Below are 25481 nucleotides of genomic sequence, written 5' to 3' on the forward strand. Positions count from 1 at the left end.
GGCCCCAGCAGCCGCCCCAGCCCCGGCGAAGCCTTCAGACGCACCCCCGGCAAAGCCTTCAGACGCACCCCCGGACACGCCCCCGGACGCGGCCCCAGGCGCGCCCTCGGCTGTGCCCACAGATACGCCCTGGGCGACGCCTCCAGACGTGCCTCCAGAGACGCCGCAGGCTACGCCCTCAGACCACGCCTTCGGCTGAGCCCCCAGAGACGCCCACAGGCACGCTCCAAGCCGCGGAGACACCAGGCTGACCAGCAGCTCAGACCGGTCGCTCGCAAGTCCAGGTCGGCGGATCGGCCGCGCTCCGAGCGACCCGGCCAGCCGCCGTCACGGCGTCATCCGGTCCAGGCAGCCCAGGGGGCGCTCGCCCCGGTGTGAGCGAGCCCGGAAGCTGCGAGCCCGGAAGCTGCGAGCCCGGAAGCTGCGAGCCCGGAAGCCCCAAGCCTGGGGCCGGGAGCGCGGAGCCAGGGCCGGGAGCCCAGGGTCGGGAGCCGGGGATTGAGAGTGCGGGGCCGAGGGTCGGGGGCGCCTCCGTGGTCGCCCGGCCTCAAGGCCGGTACGTGCCGAAGAACCAGGAATTCCCCTCCGGATCCTTGCAGGCGTATTCGCGCGACCCATAAGGCTGCTCCGTCAGCCCCATGGTGACCTCGGCCCCCGCCGCCCTGGCCCGGTCGTGGTGGGCGTCGACGTCGTCCACCGCGACGTAGATTCCGGGCCCGCCGGGCCGGCCCTCGCCGATCATGATCAGGTCGTCCCCGACCAGCAGCTCCGCGTGGTTGACCACGCCGTCGTCGTTCTTGCTCGCCTCGTGCACCCGGAACCCGAACGCGCTGGTCAGGAAGTCCAGCGCGGCCTGGCAGTTCTGGTAGCGGGCGAGTGCGTAAACGGTTCGCTTCATGAAGCTCAGGATGCCTGGGGCGCGTCCAGGGGTCTTGGAAAAATCTGACCTGGCGTCGTGCCGCCCAGCAGCCGGAACTCCCGGTTCATGTGCGCCTGGTCGTAGAAGCCGCAGTCGGCCGCCGCCCGCGCGATGGGCGTGCCCGACTGCAGCAGCCGTACCGCCCGCCCGAACCGGATCACCCGCGCGGCCGTCTTCGGCGAGAGCCCGATCTGGTCGTGGAAGCGCGAGACGAGATGGCGATGGCTCCAGCCGAGCGACGACGCCAGCGACGACACGCCCACGCGGCCGCCGGACTCCAGCAGCCGCGCCCACGCCCACGGCAGCTCGGGGCCGATCGCGGGCCCCTGCCGGATGCGCGCGGCCAGCAGCCGGTCGGTCAGCGCCAGCCGGTCCTGCCACGACGGCGTCTCGGCCAGCCTGCCCACCGCCATGTCGGCCCAGGGGCCGAGCAGGTCGGCGAGCGGCACGGTCAGGTTGGTCAGGTGCCGCAGCGGCACGCCGTAGAGCCTCCTGGCCCCGAACGGCGTGAGCAGCACCTCCACACCCTCCGTCGGCCCCATGGTGCGGGTGATGGTGAAACGGTCGCCGAGACCGCCGGAGAACGCCGTGACCGGCTTCCCCGCCACCTCCATCGGCGAGCCGAACGCGAGGATGAGCACGGCTCCCGGCAATGCCATCTCCGACCGGGTCACCGGGGAGCCGTAGTGCTCGCGGTAGGCGCACAGCCGCGTCACATAGGGCCGCAGCGCAGCGCTGGGGTCGGCCTCGACCATGGCCAACCCCAGGGTGCTCACATTTTCGAGACTATAGGCCGGTGTGCCGCGCCAGGAAGGTGAGCGTGTCGGCCGACAGGTCGACACTTCTGCTCACCGAGCGGGCACCGTGGCCGACTTCGGTCTCGTTGCGCAGCAGCACCGGCCGGTCCGACGCCGAGGCGTGCTGCAGCGCCGCGCACATCTTCCACGCGTGCATCGGGTGCACGCGCGTGTCGGACTGGAAGACGGTGAACAGCGTCGCGGGGTACGACACCGCCTCCTTGACCGCGTGGTAGGGCGAGTAGCCCAGCAGCCAGCCGAATCCCTCGGGGTCCTCGGCGGAGCCGTACTCGACGTTCCAGGTGGCGCCGAGCCCGAACTGCTCGTACCTGATCATGTCGAGCAGCGGCGCGGAGCACACGACGGCGGCGTACAGCTCGGGGCGCTGCGTCAGCGCCGCGCCCACCAGCAGGCCGCCGTTGGAGCCGCCGGAGATGCCGAGCTGCGCGGCCGTCGTCACGCCGGTGGCGATGAGGTGCTCGGCGGCGGCGTGGAAGTCGTCGAAGACGTTCTGCTTGTTGCCGAGCATGCCCGCCCGGTGCCAGTCCTCGCCCTCCTCGCCGCCCCCGCGCAGGTTGGCGATCGCGTAGACGCCGCCCGCCTCCACCCAGGACAGGATCGAGGCGGAGTAGCCGGGGGTCATCGACAGGCCGAAGCCGCCGTAGCCGTACAGGATCGTCGGCCGGGGGCCGGGCGTGTCGTCGGCGGGAGAGATGATCAGCATGCGGACGTCGGTGCCGTCCTTGGACCGGTAGACGACCTGCGAGGTGCGCACCTCAGGCACCTCGACCGCGCCGGGCGAGGCCGCCCAGAGCGTGGTCTCGCCCGTCCTGGCGTCGTAACGCTGGATCGTCGGGGGCGTGGTGTTGTCGGTGTAGCCGAACCACGCCTCGTGACCGCCCTCGGGCCGCTCGGAGATGCCGCCGATCGTGCCCAGGCCCGGGGTGGGCACCTCGCCGAGGCGTTCGCCGGTCGCCAGGTCGTGCACGGTGATCTCGCTGATCGCGTGGCGGGTCCAGCCCACCAGCAGTACCGGGCGCTCCAGGTCGTCGAGGATCGCGAAGTCGCTCAGCACCGCCTCGGGGTCCTCGGGGATCAGGTCGCGCCAGGTCTCGTAGCCAGGCTCGGCCGGGTCGGCGACGCACACCCTGGCCCGGGGCGCGTTGAGGTCGGTGTGCACGTAGAGCTTGCCGTCGCGGCCGAACACGAGCCCGGACTGCGCGTCCAGGCCCTCCTGTACGACCGTCAGCGCCGGCCGCTCGATCGGCGACTCGGTCAGGTCGGCCACCCAGAGGTCGTTGCGCGGCGCCGTGCCCTCGTGCGCCGACACCTGCAGCCAGCGGCCGTCACGCGAGACCGAGACGCCGTAGTAGTTCGTCATCTTCAGGCCATGCCCGAAGATCATCACGTCGTCCTCGGTCGAGGTGCCGACGCGGTGGAGGTAGACGCGGCGGTGGAACTGCGTCTCGTTCTCCGGCACCTCGGTGCTCGGCAGGCGGCGTACGTAGTAGAAGGCCTCCCCGCCGGGCAGCCACGCGATGGGGGAGTAGCGGCAGCGATCGATCGGGCCCTCGACGCGCACGCCCGTGGCGACGTCCATGACGTAGAGGACCGACTCCTCGTCGCCGCCCACGGAGATCTGGTACGCGAGCAGCCGCCCCTCCTTGTCGGGCTGCACCGCGTCGAGCGTGGTCAGCCCGGAGGGGTCGATCTGCATGGGGTCGACCAGCGCGCGCTCGGTGCCGTCGGGCTCGACGACGTAGTAGACGGCGTGCTCCTGGTCGGGCGTGCGCCGGCTGAAGAAGTGGCGCCCGCCCCGCCAGGCCGGCGTGCCCACCGAGCCGGACCTGAGCAGCTCCGCGATGCGGCTCTTGAACCGCTGAGTCCCCCGACCGTTTCTGAACAGCTCGGCCTGACCGAGCAGCCAGCCCTTCGTCTCGGGACTGTCGGGATCCTCGAGCCATCGATAAGGATCTGACACGGGTGTTTCGTGCAAGATGTCGACGGTGCTCTCGCGGCGTGCGGTCGGGTAAGGCTCTCGCGTCATGCAGGAACCCTACTGCCAACGTGGATGCGTAAAGCGCTGGTGAAGCGGGCATAAAACGTATCGTGCGTCCCTCTAGTCATTCCGGCTGCCGGTTTTGGGGTGGCGGGGACCACGGTGCAAACGCCAGACTTGGTGACAGGACGGTGCCGTGGTGACCATCCGCTGGACCGTCCGGCGGAGGTCCACGTGACGGAAGCACAAGTGCCCCAGGAGGGGCCGACAGGCGGGACATGCTGCGGCATGTCCCCTTTGATACGCGTGCAGCAGGGAGAGGCCCGATGACGCGCCAAGTCCTGCTGCTTAACGCCACCTACGAACCCCTGACCACCCTTTCCCTGCACCGCGCCATCGTGCTCGTCCTGCGGGAGAAGGCCGACGTCGTCCACCGTGACGGCCGGGGCGCGGTGCTGCGCTCCGCGACATGCACGCTGGACGTGCCCTCGGTGATCAGGTTGCGGAGATATGTCCGGATCCCGTACCGGTCGCGCATACCCCTGACCAGGGCCGCTCTCATGCGGCGCGACGACTTCCGTTGCGCCTACTGCGGGATGAAGGCCGAGACCATCGATCACGTCGTCCCGCGGTCCAGGGGCGGCACCCACACCTGGGAAAACTGCGTCGCCTCGTGCACGACGTGCAATCACCGGAAGGCCGACAAATACCTGGAGGAGCTCGGGTGGACGCTGCGCGTCAGCCCGGCCGTGCCACGGGGCGCCCACTGGCGGCTCATCGGCGCGTCGCTCGTCGGCGACCCCCAGTGGGCGCCCTACCTTGAGGCAGCGGCCTGATCACGGGCCCCGTATACCGGGACTCCGCCGCCTGACACCATGAACAGGCATGTGGACCTTAACCCAGGACGCTGAGGAGTACGCCGCGGTCGCCGAGCCCTTTCTGCTCGGCGACCCGGTGCACAACACCGTCGCGCTGACCATCCTGGCCAACCTGCGGGCGGGCATGCCCGCGAAGAACCCGGTCTTCGGCTGGTGGACAGTGGACGGGGAAGTTCGCGGGGCGGCTTTCCGTACTCCGCCGCACCCCGTCGGGCTGGCCGGCATGCCCGTCGAGGCCGTCGCGCCGCTCGTGGAGGCGCTCGGCGGCGACCTGCCCGCGGTCGTGGGGCGCCTGGAGCTGACCGCGGAGGTCATCCGGCTGCTCGGGCCGCCCCGGAGAGCGGTGTCCGAACGGCTCTACCGCCTCGGCACACTCCACATCCCCGACGTGCCCGGTCACGGCAGGCAGGCCGTGCCCGCCGACTACCCGCTGCTGGTGAGCTGGTACCAGGCGTTCGGCGCCGAGGTGGGGCTCGGCGAGTCCGACGACGTTGCCCAGCGGGTGGCGCAGCGACTGGCGGGGCGCGAGTTGTTCGTGTGGGAGGCGGACGGGGCGCCGGTCTCGCTGGCCGCGCTCTCCCTCCCGGCGGGCGGCGTCTGCCGCATCGGTCCTGTCTACACGCCGCCCTCCTGCCGCAGGCGCGGGTACGGCGCCGCCGTCACGGCCCACGCCAGCCAGGTCGGCCTGGCGGAGCGTTGCGAGCAGGTCGTGCTCTTCACCGACCTGGGCAACCCGACGAGCAACGCCATCTACCAGGCGATCGGCTACGAGGCCGTGTCCGACTACGCCCACCTCACCTACGGTCAACGCGCCTAGGCAGGGTGGCGCCCGACGGGCCGCAGCGGTCAGCGGAGTCTGCGGATACGCTTAGGTCATGCCGCGATACGACTTCCGCTGCCGCGCCTGCGGCTCCACCTTCGAGGTCTCCCGTCCCATGTCGGCCTCCGACGACCCGGCGACCTGCCCCGACGGGCATGCCGACACGGTGAAGCTGCTGTCCACGGTGTCCATGACCGGCAGCGCCGCCGCCCCCCGGGCGAGCGGTGGCGGCGGTGGCGGCTGCTGCGGCGGAGGCTGCTGCTCCTGACCCGCTGCTCCCGAGAGCACCGGTCCAGAAGCGCCGCTCTTGGACCGCGCTGCTCCTGACCGCTCGGCTCTCCGCCCGTGCGGGGTTCAACCACGCGGCCGGGCCGCCACGGCGGTTCCGGCGGCCGGGTGGGCTCGGGTCAGCGCACGAACCGCCAGCCGGGCGAGCCGCTCCACGGTGGCGATCCCCGTCTCCATGTCCGGGCTGCGCTCCGACAGCACCGCGATCAGCAGCTCGTGCCCGCGCACGTCCAGCCGCCCCACGCTGTTGACCGTCCACAGCCCGTCGTGCACCTCCGCCGGCAGCCACCCGTTCTTGAGCGCGGTCACGCCCTCGGCCGCCGCCGCGCTGACGCCCCACGCCTGCGAGGGCCGCACGGACGACATGAGCTGCAGGGCGTAGCGCCGGTTGCCGGCCGACACGGGCCCCTCAGGGTCGGTGAGCTGCTCCAGCACCTTCACCTGGTCGGACGGCCCGCTCATGGTGGCGCCCCACGAGAGCCCCGGGCCCGGCCGCGTGTGCTCGACGCCCACTCTGCGCAGCATCCTGGCCAGCCCGTCCTGGCCGCCGATGGTCAGGTAGAGCTCGTGCGCGCAGTCGTTGTCGCTGTAGCGGATCATGCGGGAGGCCAGCGCGCGCTCGTACGCGTTCAACGGCCGCCGCTCGCGCTGCTTGCCCAGCAGGAACGCCAGCAGGATGTCCACCTTGGCCACGCTGGCCAGCATGAACGCCGGCCGCTCCCGGAAGGAGTAGCGGGCGCCGGTCGTACGGTCATAGACGGCCAGCGCCGCCCGCCCGGGACGCCCGCGCAGGTAGCGTTCCAGCGCCTGGTCGAGCGCGCCCTGCGCCCGTGGTGGCAGGGCGTTCCCGACGACCGCCCCGTCCGGTCTCTGCTGGGGCGCGGGGACCGGGCGCGGCGCCGTGGCGCCGGCGCCGCAGCCGGGCGTGACCAGCAGGAGGGTGACGATGAGCGAGAGCCCCCGAACGCGCATGTGCGGGAGCCTGCCAGCCGCCACCCCAACGGGCGGGGGTGGCGCCGGTCAAACTTCGGCCAGTTTCCTACGCGGCCCGGCTGCGCCTGCGGCGCTGGAACGGCAGGAACCGGTCGGCCAGATGCGGGCGGGACGGCGTGAGCGTGGGCTCGACCGCGATGATCCGGTCGAACCTGAACGCCCTGATCGCCCGGCGCATCCTGCACACGCCGACCAGATACCAGTATTCGCGGTGGACCAGGCACGTCACCGGCTCGACGTCGCGCGCGGTGATGTGGCCGGAGGCGTCGCGGTAGTGCAGGCGGATCATGAGCCGGCTGGTGATGGCGTCGGCCATCAGCCTGGCCCTGGAGGCGACCTCCAGCGGCAGCGGCTCGGTGAGGGTTTCGAGCGTGGTGGCGATGACGTCGTCGTCGAGCTCAAGGTGCTCGAGTGCGTGCTGCAGGCCGCGCCTGGCGGTGACGGCCTGGGGTCCTGCTCCGAGGTGGGCGAGGGAGAGGGCGAGGGCGGCGATCTCGGCGGTCGTCAGCGGGCGAGTATCGTGCTTCACGACTGTCGTCATACCCCAATATTAGGGACGACCACCGACAATTTTCGAAAACCTGTGCGGCAGGCAAGGGTGTTCTCACCTGCCGCACAGACCGCCGTCTGCTAGCGCGAGAGCTGGGTCAGGTCGCGCGAGGCGCCCGTGGAGGCGGACGTCGTCATCGCCGCGTACGCCTGCAGCGCCACGCTCACCGGCCGGTTGCGGTCGCGCGGGCGGTAGCCGCCCAGGTCCGCCAGCAGCCGCTCGCGCCGCGCCGCCAGCTCGGCCTCGGGGACCCGCAGCTCCAGCTTGCGGCCGGGGATGTCGATGTCGATGAGGTCGCCGTCCTCGACCAGCGCGATCGCGCCGCCCTCGGCCGCCTCGGGTGAGGCGTGGCCGATCGACAGGCCGGAGGTGCCGCCGGAGAAGCGGCCGTCGGTGACGAGCGCGCACACCTTGCCTAGCCCCTTGCCCTTGAGGAAGGAGGTCGGGTAGAGCATCTCCTGCATGCCGGGCCCGCCCTTGGGGCCCTCGTAGCGGATGACCACGACGTCGCCGGCCTTGACCCGCCCGCCGAGGATGCCCTCGACGGCCTGCTCCTGCGACTCGAACACCACCGCGGGCCCGCTGAACTTCCAGATCGACTCGTCGACCCCGGCCGTCTTCACCACCGCGCCGTCACGCGAGATGTTGCCGTAGAGGACGGCCAGGCCGCCGTCCGCGGTGTAGGCGTGCTCCATGTCGCGGATGCACCCGTCCGCGCGGTCGACGTCGAGGGAATCCCAGCGGTTGTCCTGTGAGTACGCCTTGACCGTGCGCACGTTGCCCGGCGCCGCGTGCCACAGCTCCACGGCCTCCGGCAGCGCCGTCGGCGAGCGGACGTCCCAGGAGGCCAGCATGTCGCCCAGGGTGCCGCCGTTCACGGTGGGCACGTCGCGGTGCAGCAGCCCGCCCCGATCGAGCTCGCCCAGGATGGCCGGGATGCCGCCGGCGCGGTGGACGTCCTCGATGTGGTACTTGTTCGTCGCGGGGGCGACCTTGCACACGCACGGCACCCGCAGCGAGATCTCGTTGATCTCCTTGAGCCCGAAGTCCACCTGGGCCTCGCGGGCCGCGGCCAGGATGTGCAGGATCGTGTTGGTCGAGCCGCCCATCGCCACGTCGAGCGTCATCGCGTTCTCGAACGCCTCACGGGTGGCGATCGAGCGCGGCAGCACCGACTCGTCGCCGTCCTCGTAGTAGCGGCGGGTGATCTCCACGAGCTGCCGGCCCGCGTCCTCGAAGAGCTTCTTGCGCGCCTTGTGCGTGGCCAGGATCGTGCCGTTGCCCGGCAGGGCCAGGCCGATGGCCTCGGCGAGGCAGTTCATCGAGTTGGCGGTGAACATGCCCGAGCAGGAGCCGCAGGTCGGGCAGGCGTTCTCCTCCATCTCCAGCAGCTCGGCGTCGGAGACGGAGTCGTCGGCGGAGGCGATCATCGGGTCGATCAGGTCGAGCTTCTTGCCGGGCGTCTTGCCCGCCTCCATCGGCCCGCCGGAGACGAAGATCGTCGGGATGTTGAGCCTGAACGCGGCCAGCAGCATGCCCGGCGTGATCTTGTCACAGTTGGAGACGCAGATCAGCGCGTCGGCGCAGTGGGCCTCGACCATGTATTCGACGGCGTCGGCGATCAGCTCGCGCGACGGCAGCGAGTAGAGCATGCCGCCGTGGCCCATGGCGATGCCGTCGTCGACCGCGATCGTGTTGAACTCGCGGGGGATGGCCCCCGCCTCCCGGATCGCGGCGGACACCACGTCGCCCACCTCGCGCAGATGCACATGACCCGGCACGAACTGGGTGAAGCTGTTGGCCACGGCGATAATGGGCTTGCCGAAGTCGCTCCCGGCTACGCCGGTCGCCCGGAGCAGGGCCCGGGCACCGGCCATATTCCTGCCGTGGGTGACTGTACGTGACCTGAGGGCGGGCATTGGGCGTCTCCCATCGCTAGCGAGTCTTCACATGTTACGGCCACCGCCCGGTAACTGAGACGTCCGTCCACGCTTCGGACGCTTGGTTACCGGATCGTGCCGCGACCGAATCCGTCAACCCGCCAAGCGGGCACTCGTGCGGCGGATCGCTAGGCAGGCAGGCGCACGGCGGCGAGCTGGGTCGCCTGGGCCACCAGCCGGCCCTTGTCGTCCCACACGTGGGCCACCTCGTCCATCCGGTCGCCTCCGACGTCCGTGGCCGTCAGCCGGACCCTGATCGGGCCGGGGGCCGGAAGCCTGCGGATGTACGCGGAGAGCTGGATGGTCGGCACCCACCCCGACAACCCCAGGTCGAACGAGACCGGTGGCACCGGGTCGAGCGCCACCAGCAGGCTCAGCGGGTCCCAGTCCGAGCCGTCGGCCAGCCGCTGCCAGGTCGCGACCAGGCCGCGCATGGAGGGGGAGCCGAAGGCGAAGGCCAGATGGTCCGGGTCGATGCGCTCCTCGACCACGGCCATCAGCGGCACGGAGAACCCGGCGCCAGGGGGATCGACGGGCACCAGGAGGCAGTCCTGCTCGGGCGGCAGCGCCACCGGCTCGTGCGCCGACCACCAGGGGCCGGAGTCGTCCAGCAGGCCGAGCGTGATGTGCGCCTCGACCCGCGTCCTGCCCTGCTGCACCAGCGCGGCCCTGACCTGGGCCACGCTCCTGCCCACCCGCAGCGTCTCGACCCGCGCCACGGCCTCGCCCGGCTCGGGAGGCTCGATGAAGGACCCGCTCACGGCCGACACGTGCGGATGCCCGGCGCCCGCCGCGCTCTCGCAGGCGGCCCGGCCCAGGACGGCCAGCAGGTAGCCGCCGTGCAGCCGGGTCCCGACGCTCCACTGGGCGTCCAGCACGGCCCCGAACTCGCCGTCGCCCCGGACGGTGAGCGCGGTCGCTTCGCGAAAAGTCCCCATTTTTCGTAATTCCTTCCGCCGGAGCTCAGATTGACATCGTTAACCTGACGGCGTCAACCTGAGTTCCATGACCACCAGACGCGTACGCGCCAGGCGCGGAGCGGGACTGCTGCTACGGGAGGAGATCCTGCGCGCGGCCGAGGACCTGCTGGCCGAGTCGGGCACCGAGGACGCGCTCACGCTGCGCGCGGTCGCCCTGCGGGCGGGGGTGTCCACACCGTCGGTCTACCTGCACTTCGCCGACAAGGAGGCCCTCGTCGAGGCGGTCTGCCTGCGCGTCTGGGACGAGCTGGGCCGGCTCTTCACCGACAACCTCGGCGGCGACCCCTTCCTCGCCCTGGGCCGGTGCGGGCGCGCGTACGCCAGGTTCGCCCTCGACCATCCCGTGCAGTACCGGGTGCTGATGCTGCGCCCGTCGGCGACGCCGGGGGTGCCGCCCGCCGCCGCGCAGGCATTCCGGCACATGGTGAGCGTGGTCACGGCCTGCGTGGAGACCCGGGTGCTCGAAGGCGACCCCGAGGAGCTCGCGCTGGGCCTCTGGTCGGCCGTGCACGGCTGCGTCTCCCTGCTGATCGCCCAGCCGTCGTTCCCGTGGCCGCGCGACAAGGAGGCACTGATCGACCGCATCGTGCGCATCGCCGGGTTCGGCACCGCGCTCTACTCGCGGCTCCCGCAGTCGCTGCCGCCGAGTGAGGAGCTGGCCGCCGGCCTCGACGACTTCGGCGTACGGCTGGCGGCCCGTTCGTGGGAGGCGTGAGGCGCTCGCTCAGCCCTCGCCGTAGCGGGCCGGCAGCACCTGGGCGGCGATGTCGAAGATGCGGTCGATCTCGCCGTCGGTCAGCGCCCGCTCCCGCTTGGTGATCCACTTGCGCGCGCGGTCGCCCTGGTAGACGTCCACGCCGCGAATGGTCATGATCTTCCACGGCACCGGAGGGCCGTAGATGGCGAGCGAGGGCACCACGGAGATCTCGCGGCCGAACGCCTTGGTGATCAGCTCGCTGGCCTGCGAGGCCTCCCACTTCGCCTCGGTGAGGCGGGGTTTCATGTCGAAGGGGCCGTGGAACAGCTTCTTGCCCATCTGCACGCGGACGGGAAGGCGCTTGTCCCACTTCTCGGAGTCGACCGCGTACACGCCTGTCGGGCCCACCACGAGGTGGTCGATCTGGGCCTCGCTGCCCGGGATCGCCCTGGCGTGCAGCGTGCGGTAGCCGCTGCGTTCAAGCTTGCGCAGCTGCGCTTCGGTGCGGCGCTCAGCCACGGACGTCCGCCGCCACGCGGGCACGGACGAATTGGAGCGCGCACGGTAGACCGCCTCCAGGATGCCCGCGATCACACCCGCGGTCACCCCCACTCGCCAGTCGCCCACGAGGAAGCCCACGACCACGCCGACGGCCGCCGCCAGGATCGCGCGGTTGCGCAGGCGGCGAAAGCGTGGCTGCTGGAGCAGGCTGCGCACGGACGCGCGCTCGACGGGCGCGTACGTGGAGGTGGGCGCCGAAGGCTTCGCGGCGGCGGTCTGCTCGCTTTCTGGCCGGTCGCTCACCCAGATAGGTGACGCGTTGTGACCGTCTTCTCGCTGGATGTCGGAGTCCACGTAACTCACCGTAGCTCGGGAATCTTAAGGATTCCTAGTGTTGACCTGTCCATAGTTTTATGGCCCAGCTCATCGTGTTCCACTCATGTTTTCGGGGTATGTCTTTCGTTCCCTCTCTAGAGAGGCGAAGGCCCAGCTTCCCCGGAAAACGATCTTAGCGCGTTATAGGAGATGCCGATCGGGCCGCCTGTCACGCCGGAGACTTTGCCGGATCTTGCCGACGGACATTCCCGGACAGGTCCGGCGGACACCCGTAGACGGGTCTGGCCGGACCGCCCAACGGGGTTTACGTTCTTGGTGTGAACAGCGCAGCGGAGATCCTGCTCTTTCTCATCGGAGTGTCCTTCGGGCTGTTCGTGCTGATCAGCCTGCTGGTCATGCTGCCGGGTCGCAGCGCGCAGCGCCGGATCGAGTCCGGGCCGGTGTGGCTGGGCGGCCCGTCCAGGAGCGAGCGCGGCGTGAGCACCTCAGGGCTGGTGCTGGCCGACCGGGTCGCGCACTGGGCGGAGGTGCCCGAGCACGACTGGGTGGCCGCGGCCGAGACGGCGGAGCCGGGCAGGCACGTCGGCGGCGCGTCGGCGGGATGGTGAGGTGGCGATGCGCGGACTGACCGCCGCACAGGCCGACGACGTCAGGCAGGCCCTGCACACCGCCGAGCGGCGCAGCGGGCTGCGGTTCGGCGTGTTCCTCGGAGAACCGGTGGGCAGCCGGCGGCACTTCGCCGAGCGCCTGCACGCCGCCCTGGGCGAGGAGGCCGACGACGCCGTGGTGGTGTTCGTGGACATCGCGGGCCGGGCGCTGGAGATCGTGACGGGGGAGCGCGCCAGGCGGCGGCTCACCGACAGCGCGTGCCGGCTGACCGGGATGTCGATGGCGACCGCGTTCAGCGTCGGAGACCTGGTGGGCGGGCTGCTGTACGGCATCGCCGCCCTCGGCGAACAGGCCACCGCCCGCCGCTGACCGGCGTCAGCGGGCTTCGAGCAGGCCGACGATGTGCTCGCTGACCCCGTCCAGCAGGGTCGCGGGCGCGATCGGCGCGTCGGCGACGGCCGAGAACAGCGCCGGCAGCCCGGGCAGCGGGAACCCGTCGTCCTTCAGCGCCGCCGACCCCACGGCGCTCTTGTCGAGCACCGCCCGGCTGCGCTCCCAAGCGTCGAGCACCTCCTCGGGCGACGGCACGCCGAAGCCGTGGCCCACGGGCGCCGCGTGGCGCAGCCGTACGAGCGGGGTCTCGGCGAAGGCCAGCGCCGTGCGCGCCCGCAGCTGCAGGTCGGCGCGGGGCTCGGGCGCCACCCAGTCCATGGCCGTGCACGGGTTGCGGCAGGTGGCCACGCACACGCCGAGCGCGCCCGCCACCTGGCTGTGCTGCCGGTCGAAGTACGCCCGCCATCCCTCGGCCGGCTCCACCGACACCCGCAGCGTCCTGTTCGTGGCGGACTGCTCGGACTTGGTGTGGTCACACTCCCGGTCGCCGATCACGCCGAACCTGCTCCCGGCCGCGCTCAGCCCGGCCGGCCACCGCGCCGGATCGCCCGCATGGCCGAGCTGCGGCTCGAAGGCCAGCAGCGGCAGGTATTCGCTGGCGATGTGCACCGCGGCGATCATCGGGCTCAGCTCGCGCCGGTGCCACCGCACGGCGATCACTTCGAGCAGCAGCCCGTACGCGGGCCGCAGCGACTCCAGCGCGCCCCGAGGCTGCTCGCGCGGCGTCTGCGGCATGTGGCAGGCCCGCGCCTGCCGCCGCAGGTCGGCCGGCACGCTCCTGGCCTCGGCGGCGAAGTCTTCGGCGTCGAGGGAGAGCAGCCGCTGCCCGAACTCGCACACCTCGGCGACCTCCGCGACCGATGCGAGCGCGCCGAGATCGGCGAAGGCGTAGCGGCGGGCAAGGGCGATGAGCAGGTCACGAGTCGAGTCCACGCGATGACTTTCTCATGATGGGCGAGCGGCTGATGACGGGAGAGACCCGGGCATAGCGGGTCACCAGGGCGTACAGCTTCAAGATCTGGACGCGATCACGGGCACGGCGCCCGGATGCACTGGATGTCGCCGGGCGGGACGCTGACCGTCGGCTCCGACGTCGGCTCCTCCGGGCCGGGGGAGGTCGGCTGCTCGGTCGGCGGCTCGGGCTCCGACGTGGTCGGCGTGGGAGTCGTGACCGTCTTGGTCGGCGTGGGGACGGAGACCGTCGCGGTGGGGCTCGTCGGCACCGGGGTGGCGCGGGTCGGCCGGGCGGCGGGGCTCCGCTTGACCGGCGGCAGGGTCGTGTGCCGGCCGGCCGTCGGCGGCGTGGGGGAGACCTCGGCGACGGTGCCCATGACACTGCTCGATGGCTCGACCTCGTTGCTGGAGGCGGGCTCGGTGGGCCGCAGCCAGACGGAGCCGGCCACGGCGGCGGACACCGCCACGGCGACGATCGCGGTCAGCACCACCCGGGTCGTGCGGCGGCGGCGCGGCACGGGCAGCGTGTCAGGCGCGGCGATGGCCTTGCGGGCGGCCTCGGCCATCAGCGCGGCGGTCGGCCAGCGCGCGTCGGGGGACTTCTCCAGCGCCCGCGTCACCACCTGCCGGGGCCCGGGCGGCACGTCGTCGGGCAGGCGCGGGACGGGGGAGTTGAGGTGCTTGAAGATGATCTGTACGGGCGTGTCGCCCTGGAACGGCAGGTTCCCGGTCAGGCACTCGTAGCCCACCACGCCCAGGGCGTAGACGTCGACCGCGGGCGTGACGTCGCTGGCCGTGGCCATCTCGGGCGCGCAGTAGCCGGCCGAGCACAGCATCGTGCCCGTGGTCGTCAGATGACCCGCGGAGACGGAGTGCGCGATGCCGAAGTCGGTGAGCGCCACGCTGCCGTCGGGCCTGACCATGAGGTTGGCCGACTTGACGTCGCGGTGCACGATGCCCTGCGCGTGGGCCGCGGCCAGCGCGTCGCCGACCTCCGCGACCAGCCGCATGGTGGCCTCGGAGCCGAGCGGGCCGCGCCGCAGCACGCGGTCGAGCGACTCGCCCCGCACGTATTCCATGACCAGGAAGCTCACCTGGCGGCCTTCGACCTCGCAGGTGCCGTAGTCGTAGACGTCGACCACGCCCGGATGCCTGAGCGTGGCCATCGCCCTGGCCTCATTCTGGAAGCGCTGGGCGAACGTGGGGTTTTCGGTCAGGGCGGGCATGAGCACCTTGACCGCCACGGCCCGCCCGAGAACCGTGTCGTCGGCACGCCACACCTCGCCCATGCCGCCGCCGCCGAGGCGGTCGGACAGCAGGTAGCGATCACTGAGAGTGGTCCCCGCGCCTAGCACGCCCCCGAGGCTAACACCGCGCCCGCGATGCCAGCGCCAAGACGCTCAATCGGTGAAGACAGAGGTGAGACGCGTCCAGTGCCCCGCCGCGCAGACGACGGGCGGCCGGTCGAGCGCGGCGGGCAGGATCACCTCTCCGCCACCGGGCAGCGCGGCTCCGGTCCAGACGTCGATCCACTCACCTTCCGGCAGGTAAACCGTCACTTCCGTCCTGCCGGGCTCCGTCACGGGAGCGACGAGGAGCGCGTCCCCGAGCTTGTACCGCAGCGGGTGCCGCCAGATACCCGGGTCGCGGGGATGGTCGACGAACAGGCCGCGCATGAGCGGCGCGCCAGGGCACCTGGCTGTCAAGACCCGGAAACCGCCGCGAAACGCGAAAGGCCCCCGCCAGGTGTGGCGGGGGCCTTTCTACGGAGACGTCAGGCGGACGCGGCGTCCTTCTCCTGGTTGCGCAGGGCGCGGCTGACGCCGTCGGCGCCTTCGAGGATCAACCGGCGCAGCGCCTGCGGCGGGTTCTCCGCCGCCAGGAAGTCGTTCGCGGCCTGCACGGTCGCGGCCTCGATGAGCAGCGAGGGGAAGCAGCCCACCGCGAACGACGACGCCTGGTCGAACGTCCACTCCTGGTAGATCCGCCCCACCTCCGCGAAGTACTTCTCGCGGTACGGCCTGAGCAGCTCGGGGTGGTGCGGGTCCTGGAAGCCGCCGATCGTGGTGCGGGCGATGCTGTTGGCCAGCTGGCCGCCCACGATCCGCTCCCACGCGGCCGCCTTGGCCCCGGCGTCCGGGATCGCGGCCCGGCACAGCGCGGCCGAGCGCTCACCCGTCGCCGTAGGGTCCCGCTCCAGCTCGGCGTCGATGTCGGACTCGGCCAGCCGGCCGCCGACCACCAGCGCGTGCACCAGCGTCCAGCGCAGGTCGGCGTCCACGGTCAGCCCCTCGGGCACCGCGGAGCCGTCCAGGATGCCCTCCAGCAGCGCCAGGTCCTCCGCCGAGGTCGCCACGGGGGCGAACGCCTGCAGGAAGGCGAGCTGGAGGTCCGAGCCCGGTGCGGCCGAGCCGAGCAGCGAGCGCAGCTCGGCGGCCAGCAGAGACAGGCCCTCCGCCCGCCACGCCGGGTCGGCGTACTGCTGCACGGACATGCGGGCCTGCCGCAGCACGGCCTGCAGGACCGTGATGTCGGTGACCGTGGACACGCCCGAGATGACCAGCTTGACGTAGTCGCGCGTGGACATCTCGCCGTCGCGGGTCATGTCCCAGGCCGCCGACCAGCACAGGGCCCTCGGCAGCGACTCGGTGAACCGGGCGATGCCGCCGTTGACCAGCGTCCGCAGCGAGTCGTCGTCGAGGCGGATCTTGGCGTAGGTCAGGTCGTCGTCGTTGAGCAGCACCAGGTCGGGCTGCTCCTCGCCGACGAGCTGGGCCACGTTCGTGCGGGCGCCGACCACGTCCAGCTCGACGCGCTTGGTCCGGGTCAGCACGCCGTCGGCCAGGGAGTACAGGCCGATCGCGATCCGGTGCGAGCGCAGGGTCGGGTAGTCGGCCGGGGCCTCCTGCAGCACCTCGAAGCTGGTGAACCGGCCTCCGGACACCTCGAACGACGGGCGCAGCGTGTTGACCCACGCGGTCTCCAGCCACTCCTTCGACCAGGAGGACAGGTCGCGGCCCGAGGTCCGCTCCAGCGCGGTGAGCAGGTCCTTCAGCTCGGTGTTGCCCCAGGCGTGCTCGGCGAAGTAGTCGCGGACGCCGGCCAGGAAGTTGTCCAGGCCCACGTACGCCACGAGCTGCTTGAGCACCGAGGCGCCCTTGGCGTAGGTGATGCCGTCGAAGTTGACCTCGACCGCCTGCATGTCGGGGATGTCGGCGGCGATGGGGTGCGTCGAGGGGAGCTGGTCCTGGCGGTAGGCCCAGGCCTTCTCCACGTTCGCGAACGTCGTCCACGCGCGCGTGCCCCACCTCGTGGCCTCGGCCTGGGCGAGCACGGACATGTAGGTGGCGAACGACTCGTTCAGCCACAGGTCGTCCCACCAGCGCATGGTGACCAGGTCGCCGAACCACATGTGCGCCATCTCGTGCAGGATCGTCTCGGCGCGCCGCTCGACCACCGCGTCGGTGACCCGGGAGCGGAAGACGTAGTCCTCCAGGAACGTCACGCAGCCCGCGTTCTCCATGGCGCCGGCGTTGAACTCCGGCACGAAGAGCTGGTCGTACTTGCCGAAGGGGTAGCGCACCCCGAACACGCGGTGGAAGAAGTCGAAGCCCTGCCGGGTGACCTCGAGGATGTTGTCGGCGTCGAGGTGCTCGGCGAGCGAGGCCCGGCAGTAGATGCCCAGCGGGATGCCATCGTGCTCCGAGGTCACCTTGTGGTACGGCCCGGCCACCAGCGCGGTGATGTAGGTGGACATGACCGGCGTGGGCGGGAACTCCCAGCGCCGGGCCGCCTGCACCACGCCGTGCTTGCCGCTCTCCTCCGGCAGCTCCGTCACCTTGGCGGCGGCCGCGTTGGAGACGACCTCCCAGTCGCCCGGGGCGAGCACGGTGAGCTGGAAGGCGGCCTTGAGGTCGGGCTGGTCGAAACAGGCGTACATGCGGTGGGCGTCGGCCGTCTCGAACTGGCTGTGCAGATAGACCTTCTGGTCCACCGGGTCGACGAAGCGGTGCAGGCCCTCGCCCGTACGCATGTAACTGCAGTCGGCGTCCACGCGCAGCTCGTTGGACTCGGCGACGGAGGGCAGCGGGAAGCGGCCCTTCTCCTCGTCGTAGCTCTCGACGTCGAGGTCCTCGCCGTTGAGTGTCACCTTGCGTACGCGCGCGCCGTGCAGGTCGATGAACGTGGGCGCGCCAGGGCGGCTGCTGGTGAAGCGGACCGTCGTGACGCTCTCGAAACGCTCGTCCCCCTCTGTCAGGTCGAGTGCGACCTCGTACGACTCGACCTTCAACAGCCGGGCGCGCTCGCGAGCCTCGTCCCGGGTCAGGTTGCCTGCCAAGTTGCGCTCCTTTTCACCACTTCGTCGGGGTTGTCCGTATCCTGCCATGCCGGGAATACGATCCGAACCACCTCAGGTTATGGCCAGACGTGACTGAGAAGATTCCCGTGGATCTGTGGTTCGATCCTTCCTGTCCGTTCGCCTGGGTTACGTCACGATGGTTGCTCGAAGTTGGGAAAGTTCGCTCCATCGAGCCTCGCTGGCGCTTCATGTCCCTGCATTTCCTCAACGAGGGCAAGGACGTGCCGGATGAATACCGCGAGGGCGCTATTCGTGCCCATGGAGCCGTACGCGTGGTGGCGGCCGCCGCCGCCAAGCACGGCGACCAGGCCATCGGCGCCCTCTACACCGAGCTCGGCACCCGCCTGCACAACGAGGGCAAGAGCAAGGAGCCCGAGAGCTTCCGCGAGACCATCGAGTCCGCGCTGGCGGGCGCGGGGCTGGAGCCGGGCCTGATCGAGGCCGTCGACTCCGACGAATACGACGGCGCCATCCGCGCCTCGCACGACGAGGGCATCAACCTCGTCGGCCAGGAGGTCGGCACGCCGATCATCCGGGTCGGCGCCAACGCCTTCTTCGGGCCCGTGATCACCCGGATCCTGCGGGGCGAGGAAGCGGGGCGGCTCTGGGACGGCGTTCTGATGGTCACCGAATCCGATGACTTCTTCGAGCTGAAGCGCACCCGCACCAAGCGTCCTCAGTTCGACTGACATGTCCACCCGGCGCCGGGGCGCGCCGGGGATAATCGTGATACGCGGACGGGGGAAACCTTGATCGCGGTGGAGAAGGCTTATCCTCCAGTCAAAGTGAGCACTGTCCCAGTCTCCTGAGGCACTGTCAGGATGTGGCTATGCGTCAGCTGTATATCGGCGGCTCGTGGACCGCTTCGGCGTCCGACGAGCCCATCGAGGTCGTCAACCCGGCCACGGAAGAGATCATCGATCGAGTGCCCGCCGGCACTCCCGACGATGTCGAGTCAGCCGCCAACGCCGCCAGAAGAGCCTTCTCCGCCTGGTCGGAGACGCCTCCCGCCGAGCGCGGCAAGCTGCTCGGCAATGCGGCCGAGCTGCTGAAACAGCGCTCCGACGAGATGGCCAAGACGATCGCGACCGACATGGGCGCCCCCCTGGGGTTCGCGCTCAAGGTGCAGACGCTCATGCCCGCGACGGTCCTTTCCTCCTACGCCCAGCTCGCCGAGAGCTACCCGCGCGAGTCGCGCATCGGCAACTCCCTGCTGGTCAAGGAGCCGATCGGGGTGGTCGCCGCGATCACGCCCTGGAACTACCCGCTGCACCAGGTCATCTGCAAGGTCGCGCCCGCGCTGGCGGCGGGCTGCACGGTGGTGCTCAAGCCGAGCGAGGTGGCGCCGCTGGCCGCGTACGCGCTGGCGGAGATCTTCCACGAGGTGGGCCTGCCCGCCGGTGTGTTCAACCTGGTCAGCGGGCGCGGTCCGGTCGTCGGCGAGGCCATGGCCGCCCACCCCGAGGTGGACATGGTCTCCTTCACCGGCTCGACGGCCGCGGGCCGCAGGGTGGCCGCGCTGGCGGCGGAGTCGGTCAAGCGGGTGGCGCTGGAGCTCGGCGGCAAGTCCGCCAACATCATCCTGCCCGACGCCGACCTCGCCCTGGCCGTCAAGGTCGGCGTGGCCAACTGCTTCGTCAACGCCGGCCAGACGTGCTCGGCGTGGACCCGCATGATCGTCCACCGCGACCAGTACGACGAGGCCGTCCGGCTGGCCGTCGAGATCGCCCGCGGCTACACCGTCGGCGACCCCTTCGACGAGTCCACCAAGATCGGCCCGCTGGTGTCCGCGACCCAGCGCGACCGGGTGATCCGCTACATCAACCGGGGCCAGGAAGAGGGCGCCCGGCTGGTCGCCGGCGGCACCGAGCGGCCGCACGAGCGCGGCTACTACGTCGAGCCCACGGTGTTCGCGGGGGTGGAGCCGGGGATGACGATCGAGCAGGAGGAGATCTTCGGGCCGGTCCTGTCGCTGATCCCGTACACGACCGAGGACAGCGCCGTCCAGATCGCCAACGACACCAAATACGGCCTGGCCGGCGCGGTCTGGTCGGGCGAGGAGCAGCACGCGCTCGCGGTCGCCCGCCGCCTGCGCACGGGCCAGGTGGCGGTCAACGGCGGCCGGTTCAACCCGCTGGCCCCCTTCGGCGGCTACAAGCAGTCGGGCGTGGGCCGCGAGCTCGGCGAGTACGGGCTCGAGGAATATCTCGAGGTCAAGTCCCTGCAGCTCTGATCTCCCGCGCGCCGGGGCGGTCACCCGCCCCGGCGCCGGACGTCAGACGATCATCCCGCCGGTGGCGTTGATGTTGTGCCCGGTGACCCAGCGCCCGTCGGGGCCGGCGAGGAAGGCCACCACCGCCGCGAGGTCGTCGGTACGCCCGAGCCGTCCCAGAGCGGTGAAGGCCGCCGTCTGGGCCAGCGCCTCAGGCGGGTTGGTGCCCCGCAGCATGTCGGTGTCGGTGGCGCCGGACGAGACGACGTTGACGGTGATCCCGCGCCCGCCCAGCTCCCGAGCCGCCACCTTGGCGAACTGCTCGATGGCGCCCTTGCTGCCGCAGTAGAGCATCAGGCCGGGCGCGGGCACCTGAGTGTTGAGCGTGGAGATGGTGATGATCCGCCCGCCGTCCCGCATGACCTGTCCCGCCCACTGCGTGGCCAGGAACACGGCCCGGGTGTTCACCGCGAACACCCGCTCGTAGTCGGCGTCCGTGATGTCGGCCATGGCCATCTGCCCGGTGACGGCGGCGTTGTTGACGAGGATGTCCAGCCCGGGCAGCCGCGCCTCCGCCTCGGCGAACAGCCGCGCCAGATCCGCCTGGTCGCCGAGGTCGGCGCGGACGGCGTGCGCACCCGTCTCCTTGGCGACCTGGCGCGCCGCCTCCTCCGAGTGCTCGTAGCAGAAGACGACCTCGGCGCCGTCCTGGGTCAGTCGCTCCACGACGGCCTTGCCGATGCCTCTGGAGCCTCCGGTTACCAATGCCCCTTTTCCCGAAAGTACGCTCATGTGGCCAACCTACGTTCTGAGCATGATCTTTCGGGCTTCGTTCTTGGGGAGGCGGTCGACGTACAGTTTGCCGTCGAGGTGGTCGGTCTCGTGCTGGAAGCAGCGGGCCAGCGAGCCGCGGGCCTTGACGCGGACCGGCTGCTGCAGGCGGTCGAGGCCCTCGACGGTCACGCCCGCGGCCCGCGCGACCGGGGCGTAGATCGGCTGGCGGGACTGGCGGTCGGGCACGGACAGGCAGCCCTCCTCGTCGAGCACCTCTTCCTCGTCGTCGACGGTCAGGACCGGGTTGACCAGGTGGCCCTTGCGCCCGGCGATGTCGTAGACGAACAGCCGCCGTGACACGCCGATCTGCGGGCCGGCCAGTCCGACGCCGTTGACCGCGTACATGGCCTGGAACATCTCGTCGATCAGGCGGCGCAGCTCGCGGTCGAAGTCCGTCACCGGCTCGGCGGGCGTGCGCAGCACCGGATCGCCGATGACGCGGATGTCACGCATGGATCTCCACTTTCGTAAGGACTGGACAACGCTAGGGGTCCTTACTCTAGTCAGCGAGACCGAGCGCCGGGGCTGTGGAAGACTGGTCAGGTGCGTGTCTACATCGGTGCCGACCATGCCGGCTATGAGCTCAAGAATCACCTCGTGTCCTGGCTCAAGGACCACGGCCACGAGGTGACCGACTGCGGTCCCTTCGTCTACGACGCCGAGGACGACTATCCCGCGTTCGTGCTGCGCGCCGCGGAAGGCGTCGCGGAAGATCCCGGCAGCCTGGGGATCGTCATCGGCGGCTCGGGCAACGGCGAGCAGATCGCCGCCAACAAGGTGCGCGGCATCCGCGCCGCCCTGGCCTGGAGCGAGGAGACGGCGAGCCTGGCCCGCGAGCACAACAACGCCAACGTCGTCAGCGTCGGCGCCCGCATGCACTCCACGGAGGAGGCGACCAGGTTCGTCGAGGTCTTCCTGACGACGTCGTTCTCCGGCAGCGAGCGCCACAGCAGGCGGATCGCCCAGCTGACCACCTACGAGACGATCGGCCAGCTCCCCTCACTGCCGTGATCACGGCCTAGCTCTTGCGTTTCGCATCACGTCTGGGCATCTCATCGCGCAGGGGCCGCCGGTCGGCGGCCTCCTGCTGCTCCTTCGACGGCTTGGAGACGTCGCGGGCACGCATGGCGATGATCGCCGTGATCTGCAGACTTTGCAGCGCCATACCTTCGACCTTACGTCAGAACGTCAGGCCCGCCCACGGTTTCGGACTCCACGACATGGCGGTGGCCAGCGAGCGCACCGTGCCGGGCGAGTGCTCGCGCAGCAGGCCCGCCTCGAGCGACTCCATGAGCAGCCCGTCGCCCATGTACGCCGATCCGAGCGCGGTGATCGGCAGCGTCATGTCGGGCTCGTCCTCGACGGGCTTGCACTCGGCGCCCGTCAGGTCGGCGGTGAGCCGCCAGCGCCTGGCGTTCCACGGGCACATGTCGTCCTCGACCTCGATCACCACGTCCACCGCCGCCGAGTACGCCCGCGCGGCCAGCGCCACGTCCGCCTCGACCAGGCGGACCCAGAGCTCGTCGCCCCACCGCGCGCGCAGCTGACGGGGGTCGGCCAGCAGCGCGATCAGCGGGTCGTCCACGGGCCTGGTGCCCGCCTCGACCCTGGAGACCAGGTCCCGGTCCAGGACGCTGCGCCAGAGCAGGGCGTAGGCGGCGGGATCGGCCGCCTCCAGCTCGAACAGCCGCAGCTCGCCGTCCGGGACGCCGTTGTCGTCCCAGGCCGACTTGACCCGGAACAGCGCGTAGCCGCGCACGCCGCCGTCGTCCTCGGCCAGCACCGCGCGCAGCGAGCCCGCGCCGCGCTGGTCGAACTCCTCGTCGGCCAGCAGGCCGGTCCAGGTCTGCGGCCTGCGCTCGTAGCGTCCTGGCCGGCGGGACACGACGGAGGCGAACAGCTGCTGCATCTCGTCGCTCACGTCGGCGGGCTTGGCCACCCTGATCCGCAGCGCCGGGTCCTGGGGCGCGTTCCTGACGAACGCCGAGCCGTGCCTGCGGATGTGGAAGGACAGCTCGCTGGCCGCTCTGCCGTATCCGTACCGCCTGTAGATCGTGGCCTCGGAGGCGTAGAGGGCGGCGACGCTCTCGCCGCGCTCACGGATGTCGGCGAGCTGCCTGCGCATCAGCGAGGTCAGCACGCCGCGGCGGCGATGGGAGGGCAGCACGCTGACGCTCGTCACCCCCGCGACGGGGAGCTGGGCGCCCGGCACCGTCATGGTGAAGCTGAAGATGGAGGTGACTCCGGCGATGACGTCGCCGTCGAAGGCGGCGAGCGTCCGGTCGAACTCGGTCTCGGACTTGAACCGCTCTGTCTGCGTGGGGTGAGGCGTCCAGTTGAACGCTTCCTGGAGGACCCCGGCGAAGGCCGGCCACTCGGACTCGTCAATCGGGCGGATCGGATACGTCATCCGTCCAAGGTAGGAGCGGGCAAAGGGGGACGGCCACCCAATATCCGTGCTTAATGATCAAGGCCTTGGTCAAGTGGGCTGCCCAAACAGGGGTCAGACCGATACAGTCAGGCGCATCATGAGTTCCCGTCCGGCGCCGCTGATCCCGCCACGGGTCCGCGCCGTCCTGGTGCGGGTTCCGTTTCTCGTGTCCGCAGTCCGGTTCGTCCGCAGGGGCCCGCTGGGCCGCGACCGCAACCTGCTCATCACCCTGTCCGTGCTCGCGCTCGTCATCGGGGCCCTGGCCGCGAAGGTGTCCACCGAGTGGTTCTCGCCCTCACTGCTCATCCTGGTGACCCTGGTCGGCGGGCTCCAGCTCCGGCTGGCCAGCCTGGTCAAGCTGCTCGTGGCCGTCGGCGTTGCGCTGGCCTACATCGCGATCACGCTGGGCGTGGCCCGCATCGGGCTCGGGCTCACCGTGACGATCGGGTTCACCACCGTGCTCGCCGTGCTCATGGCCCGCACCAGGGGCAAGCTGGGCGTGCAGGGCCTGCGCGGCGACGCGATGCTGCTGGAGCTGCGCGACCGGCTGCGGAGCCAGGGCGAGCTGCCGCCGCTGCCCAAGGACTGGGGCGGCAAGGTCGTGCTCAAGCAGGCGGGCGGCTCGTCGTTCGGCGGCGACTTCCTGGTCTCCATGCGCGACGGCGACTCCGTCGAGATCGCCCTGGTCGACGTGTCGGGCAAGGGCGTCGACGCGGGCACCAGGGCGCTGCTGCTGTCCGGCACGTTCGGCGGCCTGCTCGGCTCGGTCGAGGACTTCCTGCCCGCGTGCAACGCCTACCTGCACCGACAGCGGGGCGACGAGGGGTTCGTGACCGCGGTGCACGTGCGGCTCGACCTGGCGACGGGCGACTACACGATCACCTCGGCCGGGCATCCGCCGGTGGTGAAGTTCGACGCGGGCACCGGAAACTGGCAGGTCGCCACGGCCAAGGGCGTGGTCCTCGGCGTGGTGCCCGACCTGCACTGCGAGCCCGACAGCGGCACCCTGCGCAAGGGCGACGCGCTGCTGCTCTACACCGACGGGCTGATCGAGCAGCCGGGCCGCGACATCGACGCCGGGCTCGACCGCCTGCTCGGGGAGGCGGAGCGGCTGCTGCCCTCCGGGTTCCGTGACGGCGCCAGGGCGCTGGTCAACTCCATGTCGTCGGGGCACAACGACGACTGCGCGCTGGTGCTGATCTGGCGTCCGTAGTGACGTTTCACACGGGTGAGGTCGTGATGGCGGTCACTGGCAGCGGGCTTCGCGCTGCTGAGATCCTCTAGGAGTTCGGGCCCCGGCGGAGCGGCGCGGCTTCACCGGGGTCCCGTACCATCTCGGCTGCTCACAGCCAGCCGCTGTCGCTGGCGATCCGTACGGCGTCGAGGCGGTTGCGCGCGCCCGTCTTGCACATGATCCGCGACAGATGGTTGCGCACGGTCCCGACCGACAGGAAGAGCTCGTCGGCGATCTCCGTCGAGCGCGCCCCGCCCGCCGCGATCCGCAGCACATCGAGCTCCCGCCTGGTCAGCGGATTGGCGGCGCACTGGAGCGCGGCCACCGCCAGCTCCGGCTCGATGGCCCGCCGGCCCGCCGCGACCTGGCGCACCCCCTCGGCCAGGCGCTCGGGTGGCACGCACAGGCTCATGAAGCCCAAAGCGTTCGCCGTCAGCGCCCTGCGCACCTGACCGGGGTTGGGCGCGGCCGACAGGATCAGCACCCCGCAGCCCGGCGCCTGCTCGGTGAGCTGGGCGGCGACCGGCAGCCCCGGCAGGTCGAGGTCGACGACGGCGACGTTCGGCCCCCCGGCCAGCGCCGCGCTCACCACGTCGTCGGGGCGGCCGACCTCGGCGACCACCCGCAGGTCGGGCTCGGCGCCGAGCGTGGCGAGCAGGCCGCGGCGGACCAAAGGCAGGTGTTCGGCGATGAGTATGCGGATCAAGACGTCCCCCTCCGTCGTCTCTTAGAGTGATCGTTTGATCGCGTACTGTC

The 25481-nt window shown here is 71.1% G+C and carries 27 protein-coding genes; 10 read left to right on the top strand and 17 right to left on the bottom strand.

All coding sequences use genetic code 11. The features are described 5' to 3' along the window. Positions 1-547: 547 nt before the first annotated feature. The 3 genes from ETD85_RS19865 to ETD85_RS19875 are packed head-to-tail and all read right to left on the bottom strand — an operon-like array spanning position 548 to position 3763. Complete coding sequence (locus ETD85_RS19865; protein ID WP_138691238.1) at positions 548-898, bottom strand: VOC family protein; 351 nt, start codon at positions 896-898, stop codon at positions 548-550. A gap of 5 nt (positions 899-903) precedes the next feature. Next, on the bottom strand, positions 904-1695 hold the full coding sequence (locus tag ETD85_RS19870) for a helix-turn-helix domain-containing protein (RefSeq protein ID WP_138691239.1): 792 nt from the start codon (positions 1693-1695) through the stop codon (positions 904-906). Between the two features lie 10 nt (positions 1696-1705). Continuing rightward, entirely contained in the window at positions 1706-3763 is a 2058-nt protein-coding gene (locus tag ETD85_RS19875; RefSeq protein WP_138691240.1) for a prolyl oligopeptidase family serine peptidase, read from the bottom strand. Between the two features lie 278 nt (positions 3764-4041). On the opposite strand from ETD85_RS19875, the gene ETD85_RS19880 reads away from it, so the two are divergent. The 3 genes from ETD85_RS19880 to ETD85_RS19890 are packed head-to-tail and all read left to right on the top strand — an operon-like array spanning position 4042 to position 5681. After that, positions 4042-4551 (top strand): HNH endonuclease, encoded by a 510-nt coding sequence (locus ETD85_RS19880; RefSeq protein WP_138691241.1) that lies wholly within the window; start codon positions 4042-4044, stop codon positions 4549-4551. A gap of 49 nt (positions 4552-4600) precedes the next feature. After that, positions 4601-5410, top strand: a complete 810-nt coding sequence (locus ETD85_RS19885; RefSeq protein ID WP_138691242.1) for a GNAT family N-acetyltransferase — start codon at positions 4601-4603, stop codon at positions 5408-5410. Positions 5411-5468: 58 nt separating this feature from the next. Then, on the top strand, positions 5469-5681 hold the full coding sequence (locus ETD85_RS19890; RefSeq protein ID WP_138691243.1) for an FmdB family zinc ribbon protein: 213 nt from the start codon (positions 5469-5471) through the stop codon (positions 5679-5681). 86 nt (positions 5682-5767) lie between these two features. On the opposite strand, the gene ETD85_RS19895 is transcribed toward ETD85_RS19890, so the two are convergent. The 4 genes from ETD85_RS19895 to ETD85_RS19910 all read right to left on the bottom strand — a co-directional run bounded on the left by ETD85_RS19895 (position 5768) and on the right by ETD85_RS19910 (position 10122). Further along, positions 5768-6673: a serine hydrolase gene (locus ETD85_RS19895; protein WP_138691244.1), complete on the bottom strand. Its 906-nt coding sequence runs from the start codon at positions 6671-6673 to the stop codon at positions 5768-5770. Positions 6674-6740: 67 nt separating this feature from the next. Then, complete coding sequence (locus ETD85_RS19900) at positions 6741-7235, bottom strand: helix-turn-helix transcriptional regulator (protein WP_170246755.1); 495 nt, start codon at positions 7233-7235, stop codon at positions 6741-6743. An 89-nt stretch (positions 7236-7324) separates the two neighbouring features. Further along, positions 7325-9163, bottom strand: coding sequence for a dihydroxy-acid dehydratase (gene ilvD / locus ETD85_RS19905; protein ID WP_138691245.1), 1839 nt, complete (start codon positions 9161-9163; stop codon positions 7325-7327). 149 nt (positions 9164-9312) lie between these two features. Next, positions 9313-10122, bottom strand: a complete 810-nt coding sequence (locus ETD85_RS19910) for a thioesterase family protein (RefSeq protein ID WP_138691246.1) — start codon at positions 10120-10122, stop codon at positions 9313-9315. 67 nt (positions 10123-10189) lie between these two features. Between ETD85_RS19910 and ETD85_RS19915 the strand changes: the two genes are divergently transcribed. Further along, positions 10190-10879, top strand: coding sequence for a TetR/AcrR family transcriptional regulator (locus ETD85_RS19915; protein ID WP_138691247.1), 690 nt, complete (start codon positions 10190-10192; stop codon positions 10877-10879). A gap of 9 nt (positions 10880-10888) precedes the next feature. Here the strand turns inward: ETD85_RS19915 and ETD85_RS19920 are convergent, their stop codons facing one another. Next, a complete protein-coding gene (locus ETD85_RS19920) occupies positions 10889-11716 on the bottom strand; it encodes a nuclease-related domain-containing protein (RefSeq protein ID WP_138691248.1) in 828 nt (275 codons plus the stop codon). A 299-nt stretch (positions 11717-12015) separates the two neighbouring features. On the opposite strand from ETD85_RS19920, the gene ETD85_RS19925 reads away from it, so the two are divergent. Beyond that, positions 12016-12306, top strand: coding sequence for a hypothetical protein (locus tag ETD85_RS19925; RefSeq protein ID WP_138691249.1), 291 nt, complete (start codon positions 12016-12018; stop codon positions 12304-12306). Positions 12307-12313: 7 nt separating this feature from the next. Further along, on the top strand, positions 12314-12676 hold the full coding sequence (locus tag ETD85_RS19930; RefSeq protein WP_138691250.1) for a DUF5130 family protein: 363 nt from the start codon (positions 12314-12316) through the stop codon (positions 12674-12676). Between the two features lie 6 nt (positions 12677-12682). Here the strand turns inward: ETD85_RS19930 and ETD85_RS19935 are convergent, their stop codons facing one another. The 4 genes from ETD85_RS19935 to pepN form a co-directional block, all read right to left on the bottom strand. Then, on the bottom strand, positions 12683-13633 hold the full coding sequence (locus tag ETD85_RS19935; protein ID WP_138691251.1) for a hypothetical protein: 951 nt from the start codon (positions 13631-13633) through the stop codon (positions 12683-12685). Between the two features lie 95 nt (positions 13634-13728). Then, on the bottom strand, positions 13729-15009 hold the full coding sequence (locus tag ETD85_RS19940; RefSeq protein WP_138691252.1) for a serine/threonine-protein kinase: 1281 nt from the start codon (positions 15007-15009) through the stop codon (positions 13729-13731). A gap of 45 nt (positions 15010-15054) precedes the next feature. Continuing rightward, on the bottom strand, positions 15055-15330 hold the full coding sequence (locus tag ETD85_RS19945) for a TIM-barrel domain-containing protein (RefSeq protein WP_138691253.1): 276 nt from the start codon (positions 15328-15330) through the stop codon (positions 15055-15057). Positions 15331-15428: 98 nt separating this feature from the next. Beyond that, positions 15429-17993, bottom strand: a complete 2565-nt coding sequence (pepN, locus tag ETD85_RS19950; RefSeq protein ID WP_138691254.1) for an aminopeptidase N — start codon at positions 17991-17993, stop codon at positions 15429-15431. 107 nt (positions 17994-18100) lie between these two features. Between pepN and ETD85_RS19955 the strand changes: the two genes are divergently transcribed. Then, entirely contained in the window at positions 18101-18703 is a 603-nt protein-coding gene (locus ETD85_RS19955) for a mycothiol-dependent nitroreductase Rv2466c family protein (RefSeq protein WP_379508007.1), read from the top strand. Between the two features lie 140 nt (positions 18704-18843). Beyond that, positions 18844-20247 carry an aldehyde dehydrogenase family protein gene (locus tag ETD85_RS19960; RefSeq protein WP_138691256.1) on the top strand — a complete coding sequence of 468 codons (1404 nt, stop codon included), beginning with the start codon at positions 18844-18846 and terminating at the stop codon, positions 20245-20247. A gap of 42 nt (positions 20248-20289) precedes the next feature. Here the strand turns inward: ETD85_RS19960 and ETD85_RS19965 are convergent, their stop codons facing one another. Both ETD85_RS19965 and def read right to left on the bottom strand, forming a co-directional pair. Next, positions 20290-21018, bottom strand: coding sequence for an SDR family oxidoreductase (locus tag ETD85_RS19965; protein ID WP_138691257.1), 729 nt, complete (start codon positions 21016-21018; stop codon positions 20290-20292). Positions 21019-21027: 9 nt separating this feature from the next. Further along, positions 21028-21513 carry a peptide deformylase gene (def, locus tag ETD85_RS19970; protein WP_138691258.1) on the bottom strand — a complete coding sequence of 162 codons (486 nt, stop codon included), beginning with the start codon at positions 21511-21513 and terminating at the stop codon, positions 21028-21030. Positions 21514-21603: 90 nt separating this feature from the next. Here def and ETD85_RS19975 point away from each other — a divergent pair, with 90 nt between their 5' ends. Beyond that, positions 21604-22071 carry a ribose-5-phosphate isomerase gene (locus tag ETD85_RS19975; RefSeq protein WP_138691259.1) on the top strand — a complete coding sequence of 156 codons (468 nt, stop codon included), beginning with the start codon at positions 21604-21606 and terminating at the stop codon, positions 22069-22071. A 7-nt stretch (positions 22072-22078) separates the two neighbouring features. Here ETD85_RS19975 and ETD85_RS63195 read toward each other — a convergent pair whose 3' ends face one another. Further along, the gene (locus tag ETD85_RS63195) at positions 22079-22225 is read right to left on the bottom strand and encodes a hypothetical protein (protein ID WP_170246756.1); all 147 of its coding nucleotides are present in this window, start codon (positions 22223-22225) and stop codon (positions 22079-22081) included. 15 nt (positions 22226-22240) lie between these two features. Continuing rightward, the gene (locus ETD85_RS19980; protein WP_138691260.1) at positions 22241-23470 is read right to left on the bottom strand and encodes a GNAT family N-acetyltransferase; all 1230 of its coding nucleotides are present in this window, start codon (positions 23468-23470) and stop codon (positions 22241-22243) included. A gap of 118 nt (positions 23471-23588) precedes the next feature. Between ETD85_RS19980 and ETD85_RS19985 the strand changes: the two genes are divergently transcribed. Next, the gene (locus ETD85_RS19985) at positions 23589-24704 is read left to right on the top strand and encodes a PP2C family protein-serine/threonine phosphatase (protein ID WP_138691261.1); all 1116 of its coding nucleotides are present in this window, start codon (positions 23589-23591) and stop codon (positions 24702-24704) included. Between the two features lie 130 nt (positions 24705-24834). On the opposite strand, the gene ETD85_RS19990 is transcribed toward ETD85_RS19985, so the two are convergent. Further along, entirely contained in the window at positions 24835-25431 is a 597-nt protein-coding gene (locus tag ETD85_RS19990; RefSeq protein WP_138691262.1) for a response regulator transcription factor, read from the bottom strand. Between the last annotated feature and the right edge of the window lie 50 nt (positions 25432-25481).

This window comes from Nonomuraea zeae (assembly GCF_005889725.1).
GTDB classification, from domain to species: domain Bacteria; phylum Actinomycetota; class Actinomycetes; order Streptosporangiales; family Streptosporangiaceae; genus Nonomuraea; species Nonomuraea zeae.